This window comes from Sinorhizobium garamanticum (genome assembly GCF_029892065.1).
Lineage (GTDB): Bacteria > Pseudomonadota > Alphaproteobacteria > Rhizobiales > Rhizobiaceae > Sinorhizobium > Sinorhizobium garamanticum.
Genome location: NZ_CP120374.1, coordinates 972,186 through 986,158, shown reverse-complemented (window position 1 = coordinate 986,158; position 13,973 = coordinate 972,186). Strand labels below are relative to the sequence as shown.

11 protein-coding genes are annotated in these 13,973 nt (G+C 63.2%); 8 read left to right on the top strand and 3 right to left on the bottom strand.

What is annotated here, in order from left to right; all coding sequences use genetic code 11:
- Nucleotides 1-4: 4 nt before the first annotated feature.
- Genes bglB through PZN02_RS24475 form a run of 5 tightly spaced genes read left to right on the top strand, consistent with a single transcriptional unit; the run spans nucleotide 5 to nucleotide 5,603 of the window.
- Nucleotides 5-1,105 (top strand): beta-galactosidase BglB, encoded by a 1,101-nt coding sequence (bglB, locus tag PZN02_RS24495; protein WP_425336354.1) that lies wholly within the window; start codon nucleotides 5-7, stop codon nucleotides 1,103-1,105.
- Nucleotides 1,102-2,436, top strand: a complete 1,335-nt coding sequence (gene pglB / locus PZN02_RS24490; RefSeq protein WP_280663220.1) for a polygalacturonase PglB — start codon at nucleotides 1,102-1,104, stop codon at nucleotides 2,434-2,436. Before bglB ends, pglB begins: the two co-directional genes overlap by 4 nt.
- A 13-nt stretch (nucleotides 2,437-2,449) precedes the next feature.
- Nucleotides 2,450-3,556 carry an ABC transporter ATP-binding protein gene (locus PZN02_RS24485; protein ID WP_280663219.1) on the top strand — a complete coding sequence of 369 codons (1,107 nt, stop codon included), beginning with the start codon at nucleotides 2,450-2,452 and terminating at the stop codon, nucleotides 3,554-3,556.
- Nucleotides 3,553-4,542, top strand: coding sequence for a carbohydrate ABC transporter permease (locus tag PZN02_RS24480; protein WP_280663218.1), 990 nt, complete (start codon nucleotides 3,553-3,555; stop codon nucleotides 4,540-4,542). Before PZN02_RS24485 ends, PZN02_RS24480 begins: the two co-directional genes overlap by 4 nt.
- Nucleotides 4,543-4,544: 2 nt before the next feature.
- A complete protein-coding gene (locus PZN02_RS24475) occupies nucleotides 4,545-5,603 on the top strand; it encodes a carbohydrate ABC transporter permease (protein ID WP_280663217.1) in 1,059 nt (352 codons plus the stop codon).
- A 7-nt stretch (nucleotides 5,604-5,610) separates the two neighbouring features.
- Here the strand turns inward: PZN02_RS24475 and PZN02_RS24470 are convergent, their stop codons facing one another.
- On the bottom strand, nucleotides 5,611-6,651 hold the full coding sequence (locus PZN02_RS24470) for a LacI family DNA-binding transcriptional regulator (RefSeq protein ID WP_280663216.1): 1,041 nt from the start codon (nucleotides 6,649-6,651) through the stop codon (nucleotides 5,611-5,613).
- Nucleotides 6,652-7,241: 590 nt separating this feature from the next.
- Here PZN02_RS24470 and PZN02_RS24465 point away from each other — a divergent pair.
- The 3 genes from PZN02_RS24465 (at nucleotide 7,242) to PZN02_RS24455 (ending at nucleotide 10,255) form a co-directional block, all read left to right on the top strand.
- Entirely contained in the window at nucleotides 7,242-7,475 is a 234-nt protein-coding gene (locus PZN02_RS24465; protein WP_280663215.1) for a type II toxin-antitoxin system Phd/YefM family antitoxin, read from the top strand.
- Nucleotides 7,472-7,861 (top strand): type II toxin-antitoxin system VapC family toxin, encoded by a 390-nt coding sequence (locus PZN02_RS24460; protein WP_342394729.1) that lies wholly within the window; start codon nucleotides 7,472-7,474, stop codon nucleotides 7,859-7,861. The genes PZN02_RS24465 and PZN02_RS24460 overlap by 4 nt, the downstream gene beginning before the upstream one ends.
- 480 nt (nucleotides 7,862-8,341) lie before the next feature.
- Nucleotides 8,342-10,255: an adenylate/guanylate cyclase domain-containing protein gene (locus PZN02_RS24455; RefSeq protein WP_280663213.1), complete on the top strand. Its 1,914-nt coding sequence runs from the start codon at nucleotides 8,342-8,344 to the stop codon at nucleotides 10,253-10,255.
- Between the two features lie 171 nt (nucleotides 10,256-10,426).
- On the opposite strand, the gene PZN02_RS24450 is transcribed toward PZN02_RS24455, so the two are convergent.
- Nucleotides 10,427-11,818, bottom strand: coding sequence for an HlyD family type I secretion periplasmic adaptor subunit (locus tag PZN02_RS24450; RefSeq protein WP_425336353.1), 1,392 nt, complete (start codon nucleotides 11,816-11,818; stop codon nucleotides 10,427-10,429).
- Nucleotides 11,815-13,959 carry a peptidase domain-containing ABC transporter gene (locus PZN02_RS24445; protein ID WP_280663212.1) on the bottom strand — a complete coding sequence of 715 codons (2,145 nt, stop codon included), beginning with the start codon at nucleotides 13,957-13,959 and terminating at the stop codon, nucleotides 11,815-11,817. Before PZN02_RS24445 ends, PZN02_RS24450 begins: the two co-directional genes overlap by 4 nt.
- Nucleotides 13,960-13,973: the final 14 nt, after the last annotated feature.

The window sequence follows — 13,973 nt, the reverse complement described above, 5'->3', positions numbered from 1 at the left end:
GAACATGCAGATGAACCAGATCACCATCGAGCGATCTTCGCTTAAGACCACGATCGACAAGGTCGCAGCCGCCTTCAGCCGCTTGAAGGGCATCAAGGAAGGCCTGGTCGGGGCGAATGATGCCGGCGGCATCCAGTTCGACGAATGGGACTGGGAGGTCGGTGTCGGTCTCTACGGCTTCCTGCGCCGGGCGCTCGCCACGAATGACCGCAAGGCGCTCGACGAACTCGTCGCCTGGTATGCCTGGCAGATCGAACGCGGCCTGCCGCCGCGCCAGATCAACAGCACCGCGCCGATGCTGCCGCTCGCCATCCTGACGGAGCATGTCGACCGCTCCGATTTCCGCGCGCTCATCGAGGACTGGGCCGACTGGCTCGTGCATCACCTGCCGAAAACCGAGGACGGCGGCTTCCAGCACGTGGTGAAGGAGCGCCTGAACGAAGGCGAACTCTGGGACGACACGCTGTTCATGGCCGGTCTCTTCCTCGCCCGCGCCGGCGTCATCTGCGGTCGAAAGGACTGGATAGACGAGGCGGTCTACCAGTTCATGATCCATGCCCGCTATCTCTGCGACCCGGTCACCGGCCTCTGGTACCACGGCTGGACCTTCAATGGCCGCCACAACTTCGCCAATGCCTTCTGGGCACGCGGCAACGCCTGGATCACCGTCGCGATCCCCGAGCTTTTTGAACTGGTGCCGTCGCTTTCCCCCAACGACAAGCGTTTCCTGGCGAACGTGCTCAAAAGCCAGGTTCGCTCGCTGAAGCGCCACCAGCGCGACGACGGCATATTCCATACGCTGGTCGACGACCCGACGTCGCCTCTGGAGACTTCCGCCACCGCCGGGATCGCCTACGGAATCCTGCGCGGCATCGAAGCCGGCATCTTGGGCGAGGAGGATCGCGTTCACGCCGACCGGGCGCTGATGGCGGTGCTCAGTCGGATCGACGAGGAAGGTGTCGTCCAGGGTGTCTCCGACGGTACGCCGATGGGCCATGATCTCGATTTCTATCGGCGGATCCCCAACCTGCCGACGCCCTACGGCCAGGCGCTGACCATGCTCCTGCTGATCGACGTCTTGCTCAAGGGAGATGTCAGGTCGTGACCGTACCACAACAGTTCAGCATCGCAGCGACCGGCCACGACGCGACCGCCGCAATCCAGTCGGCGATCGACGCGGCGGCCGCCCGCGGCGGCGGTCGCGTGTCGCTTGCCGCCGGCGAGCACGTGGCCGGCGGACTGCGATTGAAGAGCGGCGTCGAATTCCATCTCGCCGAAGGCGCGCTGCTCCGCCCCATTCCAGACTACGAGGCTTATCGCGACACGACCGTTGGCGTCATCGCCGAAAAATCAAACCGGGGCATGATCGTCGCGCACGACGCCGACAATGTGCGGATTACCGGTCCGGGTCGGATCGAGGCAGGGGGCGAGCATTTCATCACCGGCGACGATGCGGCGGTCGGCACCTTCATCCCGGCGGAGTTCCGCCCGCGTGTGGTCGTGCTCGAACGATGCCGCAACGTCGCCTTCGACGGCTTTCATGTCGCCGGTTCGCCGATGTGGACGCTGCACCTCGCCGATTGCGAGGACATCGCCATCCGCAATGTCACGATCGCCAATGACAGGCGCCTGCCGAACACCGACGGCATGGTGCTCGATGCCTGCCGGCGCGTGCTGATCGAGGACTGCGAGATCTCGACCGCCGACGACGGCATCTGCCTGAAGACGAGTGCCGGCCCGGACGGCAAGGCGATCGGGACCTGCGAGAATGTCATGGTCCGGCGCTCTACCGTATCGAGCCTGAGCTGCGCGCTCAAACTGGGGACGGAGTCCTACGGCGATTTCAACACTATCGTCTTCGAGGATTGCAAGGTCGTGCGGTCCAATCGGGGGCTAGGCCTCTTCTCGCGCGACGGCGGCCATATGAGAAATATCCGCTTCTCCAGGATCGCGGTCGATTGCCGCGAAACGCCCGACGGCTTCTGGGGCTCGGGCGAGGCGCTGACCGTGACGGTCGTCGATCGGCGCCCGGAGTGGAGGGCAGGTGCCGTCGAGAACCTGGTGGTGGAGGACATCACCGGTCGCATGGAGGGTGCGATCAACCTCGTATCCGTCTCGGAGGCTGGCATCCACGATATCGCACTTCGCCGGATCACACTCGCGCAGGAGCCCGGTTCGCTTGGCACCGGCCTGCACTACGATTTGCGGCCGACCTTTGCGGACTTGGCCCCGAGTGCCGATGCTGCGGGGCGGGCGAACGCCTGGACGCGCGGTGCCGACGGAAGGATCGTCGGGCTTGTCGACTATCCGGACGGCATGCCCGCGGTCTATCTCAAGGGCGTGCGAGGATTGTCCACGCGGGAGGTGGCGGTGAAGCGTCCGGCACGATTGCCGGAAGGCTGGAATGCGACGAATATCATCGAAGAATTGACCTGACGGGAGCAGGGCGATGGGAGATCTCAAGCTTACGAAGCTCAACAAGTCGTTCGGCGCGGTGGCCGCGCTCAACGACGTGAACCTTGAAATCGACAATGGCGAATTCGTCGTCTTCGTCGGTCCGTCCGGCTGCGGCAAGTCGACGCTTCTGCGCATCATCGCCGGTCTCGAGGACATCACCTCGGGGGCGATCGCGATCGGCGGGCGGGATGTCGGCGGGCTGTCGCCCGCCGAGCGGAAGATCGCCATGGTTTTCCAGTCCTACGCCCTCTACCCGCATATGAGCGTCAGAAAGAACCTCGCCTTCGGGCTCGAGAACCTGAAGTTCAAGCGCGCCGAGATCGAGGCGCGGATCACCGAGGCCGCCCGCATGCTGGCGATCGAACCCTATCTCGACCGCAAGCCGCGGCAGCTTTCCGGCGGCCAGCGCCAGCGCGTTGCGATTGGCCGGGCAATCGTGCGCGAGCCTGCCATCTTCCTCTTCGACGAGCCGCTATCGAACCTCGACGCGGCGCTCCGCGTCCAGACGCGCGCTGAGATCACGAAGCTGCATCGCCAGATGAAGACGACGATGATCTATGTCACGCACGACCAGGTCGAGGCCATGACCATGGCCGACAAGATCGTCGTGCTTCGGGCGGGCCGCATCGAGCAGGTGGGAACGCCGCTCGAACTCTTCGACCATCCGCGCAATCTCTTCGTCGCCGGCTTTCTCGGCTCGCCGCGGATGAACATCCTCAAGTGCAAGGTCGTGATCGGCGACGATCGCAGCGTGCGGGTGGACGTCGGCTACCCGACCCTGCTGCGCACCGAGGCCGATCTTGCCAGCGTCTCCGCCGGACAGGAGGTTCTCGCCGGCATCCGCCCGGCGCATTTCGCGCTCACTGATGGCGAAGGCCTGCCTTTCGAGGTGCAATACCACGAAAGCCTCGGCACCGAGACCTATGTCTACGGCAACCTTCAGGGGAAGGCGGAGCAGGTCATCGTCCACCAGCCCGGCCATTTCGCGCCCGCACCCGGCGCCGTTCTCAGGATCATGCCGGAGGAGGGTCGCCTGCATGTCTTCGATCCTGCAAGCGAGCTGGCGCTTGCCCGCCGCAGCCGGGAGGAGCTGAGATGATCCGGTCGACAGGACTCGCGGACCGTGCGCTCGACCTCGCCATGGCGTTCGTCGAGGCGCCGATCAACGCCGTCGAGCGGCTGATCGGCAAGCGGCGGATGCCCTATCTATTCCTCGCGCCGAACCTTGTCCTCTTCGGCATCTTCACCTTCCTGCCGATCGCGATCGCCATTGGCTACGCCTTCACTGGCGGCACCGAGCTCCTGATCTCGAACCGCCCCTTCGTCGGCCTCGACAATTTCCGCAAGCTTCTCTCCTGTACCGACTATCTTACGCCGGGAAGTTGCGGGGAATCGCTCTTCTGGACGGCGATCTGGAACACGCTCTGGTTCGTCGGCTTCAATGTGGTTGCCACGCTTCTGGTCGCCCTCATCACCGCGCTGATCCTCAATCGCGCGATCGCCGCTCGCGGCTTCTTCCGGGCGATGTTCTTCTACCCGGTTCTTCTGTCGCCCGTCGTCATCGGCCTCATCTGGAAATGGTTCCTCGACCGCAATGGACTGCTCAATGCGTTCTTGCAGATGCTCGGCGTGCCGCCGGAAATCTTCCTTCTCGACGTCGGCTGGTCGCGCTTCTTCGTCGTCGTGGTCTCGGTCTGGTTCCACATGGGCTTCTACACGCTGATCCTGCTCGCCGGGCTGCAGGCAATCCCCAAGGATCTTTACGAGGCGGCCGCGATCGACGCCGCCACGCCGTCGCGCACCTTGTTCCGGATAACCTTGCCGCTCCTCGGCCCGAACCTGCTCGTCGTTCTGATCCTGTTGATGATCCGCTCGGTCCAGATCTTCGACGAGGCCTGGGTGCTGACCAATGGCGGCGGCCCGGGCACGGCCAATACCTTTCTCGTCCAGTACATCTACCAGACGGCCTTTGCCGGCGACTTGAGACTGTTCGGCCTTGCCGCGGCCGCATCCGTCCTCATGGGACTGGTGCTTCTGGTGCTCACCCTCGCGCAATTGCGCCTGGGGAAAAAGGTGGAGTCCTGATCATGCACGGCACGTTCAACGCCATCGGCTTTCTCACCCGCACCCGGCGCCCCGGCCGGATCGACGTCACCGACATCCTCTCCTGGCTGTGGCTGATCGGCGGCACGCTCGCCGTCCTCGTGCCCGTCGTCTGGGCCGGCTTGTCTTCGCTGAAACCCGAGGCGGAGATCACCCGCTTTCCGCCGACGCTGCTGCCGCGCGCGGCGGTGCAGGTGGAGGTCCAGGGCTTCGACAAGCCCCTAAGTCTCTGGAACGTGTCGGTCGACGGCGAAACGCGGGAAATGGCGATGGTCCGCCGCATCGGCCTCAAGGCGCAAATGGTCGATCCGGAAAATCCCGGCAAGCCCATCAGCGTCGACACGAAGAGCATTTCTCCGGTCCAGCGCCTGACGGTCGCGACGGAGAACTACACCGATCCGCTGACGCGCTTCAACTTCCTGACCTTCCTCAAGAATTCGGTCTTCGTCACCGTCGTCGCGACGCTGCTGACCCTCATCGTCAACGCGCTGGCGGCCTTCGCGCTCTCCAAATACCGCTTCCGCGGCGACAAGGCGATTTTCGTGCTCATCATCTCGACGCTGATGATCCCGCTCACCGTCGTGATGGTGCCGGCCTATCTCGTCATCGTCGGCGTCGGTCTCGTAGACAATCTTTGGGGCGTGATCATCCCCACGGTCGCTTCGCCCACGGGCGTCTTCCTGCTGAGACAATACATGCTCACCATTCCCGAAGAACTGATCGAGGCGGCGCGCGTCGATGCAGCGAGCGAGTTCCGCATCTTCTGGCGCATCGTCCTGCCGCTGACGGCCCCCGCGCTCGCCGTTCTGGCGATCTTCTCGGTCCTCTGGCGCTGGAACGACTTTCTGTGGCCCTTGATCGTGCTCAGCAGCCGCGAGAACTTCACGCTGCAGGTCGGCCTCAATGCCTTCCAGGGCGAGTTCTCGGTGCAATGGCACTATATCCTGGCCATGACTTTCCTTAGCCTCGTGCCCGTGACGCTCGTGTTCCTCTTCCTCCAGCGCTACATCACGACCGGGATTGCCGGAACGGGAATGAAGTAGCGGGAAGTCACCTCCGGGGCGGCGCGATGCTGCCCCTGAGGATCAGCCGGCAACCGAGCTCCAGCCGGTGCGCCGGGCGGAGCAGATCGTTGGCGATCAGCCTTTGCTCAAGCAACGACAGCGCCGCAGCGCCGAGCCGATCGGCCGGCATCTGAATCGTGCTCAAGGGCGGGGAGCTGAACTCGCCCGGAACAATATCGTCGAAGCCGAGGACCGAAACGTCCTGTGGCACGCGGATGCCGGCCTCAACGAGCGCCTTCAGGCAGCCGAGCGCGAGATTGTCGGCCGCACAGAAGATCGCGGTGGCTCCACGCAGCTTACGGTCTGTTTCCAGAAGGGAGCGGATCACCTGCTCGCCGTGGCGTGGCTCGTAGCTTTCGGCGACCACGACCATGTTCTCGGGCGCGGGCAGGCCCGCAACCAGATGGGCATCGACATAGCCGTCGTAGCGCCGGCGGATGGTGGTGCGTCCCTGCCATGTCAGATGCAGGATGCGGCGGTGGCCGAGCGAAAGAAGATGCTCGGTGCCGAGCCGCGCCCCGAAGCGGTTCTCGACCGTTACGGTATCGACCAGCATGGAGGGATCTTCGCCGTTGAGGATCACCATCGACTTGCCGGCGCCGGAAAGCGCCCGGATGAGCTCCGGCCGGTCGTCGTTCAGGACGATGATGCCGTCGACGTTTTCGCCCTGCGCCTGATCCCGCACCTCGGCAGGATCAAGCCGCGTGCTGGCGCTGACGAAAGGCACGATGCGGATGCCTCGCCTTTCGCATTCGCGCCGCAGGCCATTGAGGATCGTCCAGCTCACCATGTTGAGGTCGCTCTGCGGCGCCGCATCGCTGGTCAAAGCGAGGAGGACGACGCGCAGCGCGGCGATGGTCGCCTTCTTCCGCCGGCTTTCAAGATAGCCGAGCCGGCGCGCGGACTCGAGCACCCGCTCGCGCACTTCGACCGTCAGTGGCGCGGTTCCGTTCAGCGCATGCGATGCGGTGCTAAGCGAAACCCCCGCCTCGCGCGCCACCTCCTTGAGATTCGTCTTTCGCTCCACGATCCGACCCGTTCGCGCTGCGCATGAGTAACCTATGCATAGTCTCAAACCATACCAGCACAATGATCCGCAAGCACAAAGCCGCGCCGACCGCGGAAGGACGCGGTGGATTTCACGATCGCCGCAAGGCCGGCGATCCGCTGCTAACTTAACGCCGGAGCGAGAATAGACTGTCACGCACCGCGATGGCCGCGTTCGATGCGGCAGATGTCGCTTGGCAGATGGGGTGGTTGCCGTATTCATCGCGATGTGGTGTAGGCCACAGAACAGAGAGGACGGCGGTGAACCCCGGATGCGGGTTCTCAAATTTGCTGCAGTCGCGTTTGATTTCTCTGACATTTATATGCCGTCGTCGGAAAAATCTTGGCCTATACGCGCACCGAGCCCAATCTCAATTTAATTGGTAACGGCCAGAAATTCGCCAGGGGTCAAAGCAACGATGCCGTCAGAAGGTTGCCTTGCCTCTCGTGATGCTGGTTAACGTCAAAGGTGGAAGAAGGATGGCGACGTGAGGCGTTGCAAGGCCACGAGTGGCTAGATTTTCGGAGTAAAGGCACTAAATATAGCCAAGTTAGCTAATTAGGGTTGCCATGCAGGTTACAATCCATAACGCCAAAACGAACCTGTCCAAACTTATTGAGGCGGCGAAGGCTGGCGAAGAAGTTGTCATCGCCAAGGGCAAGACTCCTGTTGCCCGGATCGTTGCCATCCCGCAAAACAAGTTCACGATCGGGCTGCTGAAAGGCAAGGTTGCAGGAGACGGGCCGGATTTCTTCGAGCCTATGAGTGAGGATGAACTGGCGCTTTGGGAAGGCAAAGCGTGAAGGTTGTGCTTCTCGACACCCATACATGGGCATGGTCGCTGACCGGCGACGCGCGCCTATCTGCCAAGGCAACCGCTCTCATCACGGAGGCCGACAGCGTTTTCGTCAGCCCGATCAGTTTTTTGGAGATCGGGCAGAAGGTTCGCATCGGCAAGTGGCCGGAGATGGAGCCATTCGTCAATGATTTGCCCAGTTTTCTGGAGCAGCAAGGCGGCAGAGTTGCCGCCCTGGCGCCGGAAATTTGTTTGAAAGGGGCAACTCTTGCGTGGGAGCATCGCGACCCGTTCGACCGTCTGCTGGCAGCAAGTGCGCTGGATCTTGGGATGCCGCTGATTTCAGCGGACGAGGTTTTCGACACGCTCCCTGCCGTTAGCCGTATGTGGTGAGCTTTAAGCTGAGTGCCCTTTCTGGATACAGGGTCTCGCGGCAGCAACCGCATGCGGCCCAAAGGAAAACGCGTCTTTCGAGCTATGCTTGGCGATGACGAGAAGGCCCTCTCTTCGCAAGCGTCCTTGGGACCGTCAAGCCGAAGGCCGGAAGCTGAGCGCGAGCGGCCACCGCCGGACAGACCCGTGGCCGTTCTGAGGGGGCCACTGCTGCCTCACCGCTCTTTCATCGCCCCGTCGTTTGTACTGAGCTTCCTGCGAGCATTGTTCATGTAGAAGCTCACATTCGCGCAGGTCATGTTCTCGACGGTGGCGATTGCCCTCATGGATTTGCGGCGGGTAATTCCGCCGCGTAAGCCGTTGATCGAGGGGCAAGTGTCGTGAATGCGTCCGCAAGACAGGCCCCCACACACAGAGTTTTGAGTGGACGGGCAGGGGCGGTCCCGGGAAGATGCTTGCGAAAACAGCCGAGGCCTCGTGATGGAACGCAAACTCGCAGCAATCGTAGCGGGCGATATCGTCGGCTATACGCGACTGATGTCCGAGGACGAATCCTCGACCTACGCGGCCTTGCGCGCGGCCCTCAGCGAACTGATCATCCCGGCCGTCGAGAAGCACGGCGGCCGCACCTTCAAGACCACCGGCGACGGCTTCCTGGCGACCTTCCCGAGCGTCAACGAGGCGCTCGATGCGGCGATCGAAATCCAGAACGGCTTCGTCGAGCGGCCGTTCAACCTGCGTGTCGGCATTAACCTCGGCGACGTCATAGAAGACAATGGCGACATGTTCGGTGACGGTGTCAACGTCGCGTCCAGGCTGGAAGCCATGGCAGCGCCGGCCAGCATTTTCGTGAGCGAGGCCGTGGTCCGCAGCGCCGACCGGAGCCGCAGCAAGCTCTTCTACAGTATCGGGCGAAGGCAGGCCAAGAACATAACCGAGCCACTCGCCGTCTACGCCGTCCGGCTCGAGCCAGAGCCAGCGCGCGGCCGGGGCTGGATAGGGCGGATGGCGCTCCGCCGGCGTGCCGCTCTGCCTGTTGCGGTCGTGGCCGCGGGGCTCGTCGCCGTCGCCGCTTTCACCCAACTGCCCGCATTGCGGACGATCGGCGCGGATCTGACCGACGGCCTCGTGCGTCTCGCGGGCGGTGAACCTGTCGACGCCCGGCCGACCGTGGCGGTGCTGCCCTTTGACAATATGAGTGGCGAAGCCGGTCAGGCCTATTTCGCCGACGGACTGACCGAGGACATCATCGCCAACCTGGCGCGAAACCCCGAGCTTCAGGTGATCGCGCGTAACTCAACCTTTGCGCTCCGCGGCCAGGCGGAGGACATCCGCAGGATCGGCGAAAGGCTGGGCGCCGGCTATGTGGTCGAAGGCAGCGCTAGGCGCGCCGGCGATAAGCTTCGCGTGGTGGCGCAGCTCATCGATGCACGCAGCGGCGCCCATCTCTGGTCGCGCACCTATGACCGGCGCGTCGAAGACGTCTTCGCGGTCCAGACCGATCTGACCGCCGAGATCGTCTCACATCTGGTGTCCTATGTGCGCCAGTCGGAAGTATCGAACGTCGCCGAACGCCCGACCGAAAACCTTCAGGCCTACGACCTCGTCCTCAAGGCGCGTGACCGCTACAAGCACGGCTCGAAGGATGCCGAAGCGCTGATGGCCGCGCGTGCGCTGCTTCATCGTGCCCTCGAGCTCGATCCCGGCTACGCCGCGGCGCGCGCCAATCTCGGCATGACCTATATCGTCGACTTCATGCAGAACCTCAGCGGCAGGGCGACCCGGACTGATGTGGAAACCGGTCTCAGCGAGGCGCGCCAGGCCGTTCGGCTCGATCCCAATCTCGCGGTCGGCTATCAGGTCCTGAGCTTCGGGCTTTCGGTCGCCGGCGATTACGCCGGCGCCATGCAGGCCGCGCAACGGGCGGTCGAACTCAATCCGAACGACCCGGACAGCCTGATGGCGCTGGCAAAAGCGCAGGTCCGTTTCGGGAGCTACGACGAGGCGGTGCGCAACGCCGGGCGGGCGCGGCGGCTGCATCCGATGGCACCGGAATACTACACCTATGTCTACGGCCAGGCGCTCTACGCCGCCGGGCGGCTCGATGAAGCCGACCAGGTCTTGCGGGAGTGCCTGATCCGCGCACCGCGCGAGGCGGATTGCCTGCTGATCCACACGGCAGTCCTCACCCGGCGTGGAGACGTGCAGGGCGCGCGGCGCGCGATGGCACAGCTCACCGAGGTGGACCCTCAGTTCTCACTCGCCGCGGAGCGTGCCAATCGTCGCTTTGGCAATTCTCCGCTCATGGATGAATTCCTCTGGCAGCTTGCGGAAGCCAGGGCTCCGGACGTCACAAGCGGCGTCCGGCGCCCGCCGGCCGGGCCAAATCTGTAGCGGGCCAAACCATTCGCCCGCGCGTTGAGATGCCGCGGCGTTGGGATAACGGCATGCTCCAAGCTTCAGGCGGCAATTACCGGCAAGATTCCTTCTACAGTGCGGCGCGTCCAATCAGACGCGCAAGGGACGCTGTAGCAGCTGTATTCAGCGGCGGTGTCGGGGTTGCGCTCAAGGCTCGCGGATTGCGTCGTCGAGGCCTCGCAGCAGCGGATAGAGGAAGTAGGAAATAACGGTTCGACGGCCGACCTTGATCTCTGCAGATACCGTCATGCCGGGCAGAAGGCGGACGGTCCCGGGCGGCGCACGGAGCTCGCTGTCGCCAAGCGAAACGCGCGCTTTGAAGAACGGAGCCCCTGCCTGACCCGCTGAAGCGTCCTGCTGATTTGGCGTGAAGGCGTCGCGGCTGATTGTCCGGATGGAGCCGGACGCGGTGCCGTATTTCTGGAACGGATACGCGTCGAATTTGACGCGGACCTCCTCGTCGACGGTAACGCGACCGATATCGCGGGCATTGATCTCGACCTCGGCTTCGAGCGGCACATTGAGAGGTACCAGCGTGACGATCGGCTCCGCCTCGCGCACGACCGAGCCGACCGAGCGTTGGGCAAGATCGAGCACGACGGCGTCGGCGGGTGCGGTCAGTGCCACCATCTCGCGGCGCAACTCCATCTTCTTCAATTCCGTGCTCGCCGTATCACGCTGTCCGCGCAACTCCACGAGTTGCTCCGTCGTTGTGCGACGGAAATCCTCGATGAACGCCTGTCGATCCGCCCTAAGCCTTGCCAGGGCATGTCCGGCTTCGGCTGACTTGCCGCGCAGTTGCGACAGATTGGCATCGACGTCGAGGCGCGCATCGCGCGAACTGAGGAAATTGATGAGCGAACCTTTCTCTTTCTTGTAGAGCGTCTCGCGCGCGTTCTCGATCCGCGTGAGGCTCTCCCGGCGGTCGAGCAGGATGACTTCCTGATTCTTGCCAGCCTCGATTGCGGCAAGCTGTCCCGCGATCTGCTGATCAAAATTCTGGAGTTGAGCGACATAAAATGCGCGCCGCTGACCAAAGAGCTGCACCTGCAGCCGTTCCTCGGGCGAATTGCCCGCGATCAAGGAATAATCGGCGTTGGCGAGTTCCGCTTCGATGCGCTTTATCTGCGCATCGAATGCCGCAAGCTTTACCCGTTGCTGGTCGAAATCCGACTGGCTGAATGTCGCATCCAGCATCACGAGCGCCTGGCCCGCGCGCACCACCTCTCCGGTCGTCACATCGATCGAACGAACGATGGAGGTTTCGAGTGGCTGCAGGATAATGGTCGGCCGCGTTGTCACCAGCTTGCCGGGCGCAACGACGACTTCGTCGATCAATGAGACCGAAGCCCACAGTACCGCGGCGGCGATGAGTGCCGCGATACCGTAGAGCGTCAGCCGAGCGATCTTCGGCGGTACGCGTTCCTCCAGTTCCACCGCGTCGGATTGAAACTCCGCAATCACGGGCGGGAGCGGGCGTCGTCTCATGAGGTCGTCGTGGGGGGTGGTGTTTGCGGGTTGCGGGCCGTGCGCGGTCATGCGGACTGCCTTGTCTGCTGTGACCACAGGTGGCGATAGGTCATGCAGCGTGAAACGAGCTGGTCGTGGCGACCGATATCGGCGATCTTGCCGCGCTCGATGACCAGGATCGCATCGGCATCGACAAGTGTGGACAGGCGGTGCGAGACGATGATGACAGTGCGTCCCTCGGCGATCTTGGAGAGGTTCTGTCTGACGATTGCCTCGCTGTCGGGGTCGAGAGCACTCGTCGCCTCGTCGAGAATGAGCAATTTGGGATCGGTGATCAGCGCGCGGGCAATTGCAAGACGCTGCTTCTGGCCGCCGGAGAGATTGGAGGCGTTTTCCTCGAGCAGGGTTTCGAAGCCGCGAGGCAGCCGCTCGATGAATTCCTCCGCCCCGGCGATGCGTGCGGCCGCGGCGATCTCCTCGATGCTCGCATCCGTCCTTGCCGCCGCGATGTTTTCGCGAACCGTACCCCGGAACAGGAAATTGTCCTGCAGCACGACGCCGATGCTCTTTCTCAAATGAACGAGATCGATCTCGCGGCTGTCATGGCCGTCTATGCGCACGATTCCCTGCTGGTTCTGATAGAGGCCCTGGATAAGCCGCGTGACGGTTGTCTTTCCCGAGCCGCTCTTGCCGACGATGCCGAAGACGGAGCCCGCGGGAACCGTGAAGGAGACATCGTCGAGTGCAGGGGCGCCGTCGGGCCCGTATCGGAAAGTCACCCTGTCGAACTCGATCAGCCCTTTGAGATCTGGCCTGAGCCCGCGTCCACGCCCGAATTGTTCCGGGCGCTGGTTCATGATCTCACCGAGCATGCGCACGGATAGCGCCACTTCCTGATATTCGTGGATCATGGTGACGATCTGGACAAGGGGCCCGGAAACCCGGCCGGCCAGCATGTTGAATGCGACGAGCGCGCCGATTGTCATCGACCCGCTGAACACATCGAGCGCGCCCAACCCGACGATCGCCACGCTCATCAGCTTTTCCAGGAGCCCCGTTATGGCCTGCGCGAACGTCGAAATCTTCTCGACGCGGAAGCGCACGGAGATCGAGCGGGCCGAATGGTCGTCCCACACCCGGCGTTGGCGCGGCTCGAGCGCCAGCGACTTGACCGTGCGCATGCCGTGGACCGTTTCCACGAGCATGGCCTGTCGATCGCCTTCAACCTGATAGAGAGCTTGGAGCCGTTGCTGGAACGGCCCCACCAGCGTCATTACGACGAGACCAACCAGCGCGGCAAAGCCGAGCACCACGAAGGTGAGTTTGACGCTGTAGAGGGCGAGGATCGGCACGAACACGAGGAGCGAGAGGCCGTCGAGCAGGGTGAGGAAGAGCCTGCCGGTCAGAAATTCGCGAATGCGCCCTGTCTGCTGCATATGCTTGACGAGGACACCGGCCGACGCCTGTTCGAAGAGCGCGATCGGCAGGTTCAGGAGATGCCCGAAGGTGCGTGTCGCTATCCTGATATCGATCTTGTTGGTTGCATAGAGCAGGAGATAGCGCCGCAGGAAGGTAAAGGCGGCATCGAAGACCAGGGCGACTGCGATGCCGATGGTGAGAACCGTCAGCGTTGCGTAGCTCTGATGCACCAGCACCTTGTCGATGACGAGCTGGAAAAAGATCGGCGTGGTGAGGCCGAGGCCGTAAAGGGCGACGGCCGCAAGCGCCACGTCCCGGAAAAGCCCGCGTTGGCGTATGATCTCCGGCAAGAACCAGCGAAAGCCGAAGGGCTGGTCATCGTCGCCGAGACGGTAATTGCGCTTCAGGAGGACCGCGGAGCCGTGCCAGGCCTTGGAAAATTGGCTCTCATTCAAGAGGATGAATTCGGGGCGCGCCGCAAGCGGATCGAGAATCCGGATCGCCTCCTCCTCGCTGTCGCTCGCAACGCCGGCGATGACGACCCAGTTGCCGTTCTCGAGTTCGGCAAGCACGGGGTAGGCGCCGCCCATCTGAAAGAGCGACCGCCAGGTGAGATGTACGTGCCGGGCACGCAAGCCGGCATCTTTCGCCATGCGGAGGAGCTGCCGGGTCGCGACCGGCTGGTCCCCCAGTGCGTAGTCATGCAGCAGCCGTTCGGGCGAAAGGTCGATGCCATGGTGACGGGCGACAAGGACCAGACACTGAAGACTGGTATGCGGATTGGTACTCATCACCCGCCCCAGAA

What these genes read in the sequence shown, in the direction of transcription:
- PZN02_RS24475 (WP_280663217.1), top strand. Translation starts at nt 4,545, where the DNA reads ATGCACGGCACGTTCAACGCCATCGGCTTTCTCACCCGCACCCGGCGC.
- PZN02_RS24465 (WP_280663215.1), top strand. Translation starts at nt 7,242, where the DNA reads ATGCAGGTTACAATCCATAACGCCAAAACGAACCTGTCCAAACTTATT.
- PZN02_RS24450 (WP_425336353.1), bottom strand. Translation starts at nt 11,818, where the DNA reads ATGACCGCGCACGGCCCGCAACCCGCAAACACCACCCCCCACGACGAC.
- PZN02_RS24455 (WP_280663213.1), top strand. Translation starts at nt 8,342, where the DNA reads ATGGAACGCAAACTCGCAGCAATCGTAGCGGGCGATATCGTCGGCTAT.
- PZN02_RS24485 (WP_280663219.1), top strand. Translation starts at nt 2,450, where the DNA reads ATGGGAGATCTCAAGCTTACGAAGCTCAACAAGTCGTTCGGCGCGGTG.
- bglB (WP_425336354.1), top strand. Translation starts at nt 5, where the DNA reads ATGCAGATGAACCAGATCACCATCGAGCGATCTTCGCTTAAGACCACG.
- PZN02_RS24445 (WP_280663212.1), bottom strand. Translation starts at nt 13,959, where the DNA reads ATGAGTACCAATCCGCATACCAGTCTTCAGTGTCTGGTCCTTGTCGCC.
- PZN02_RS24480 (WP_280663218.1), top strand. Translation starts at nt 3,553, where the DNA reads ATGATCCGGTCGACAGGACTCGCGGACCGTGCGCTCGACCTCGCCATG.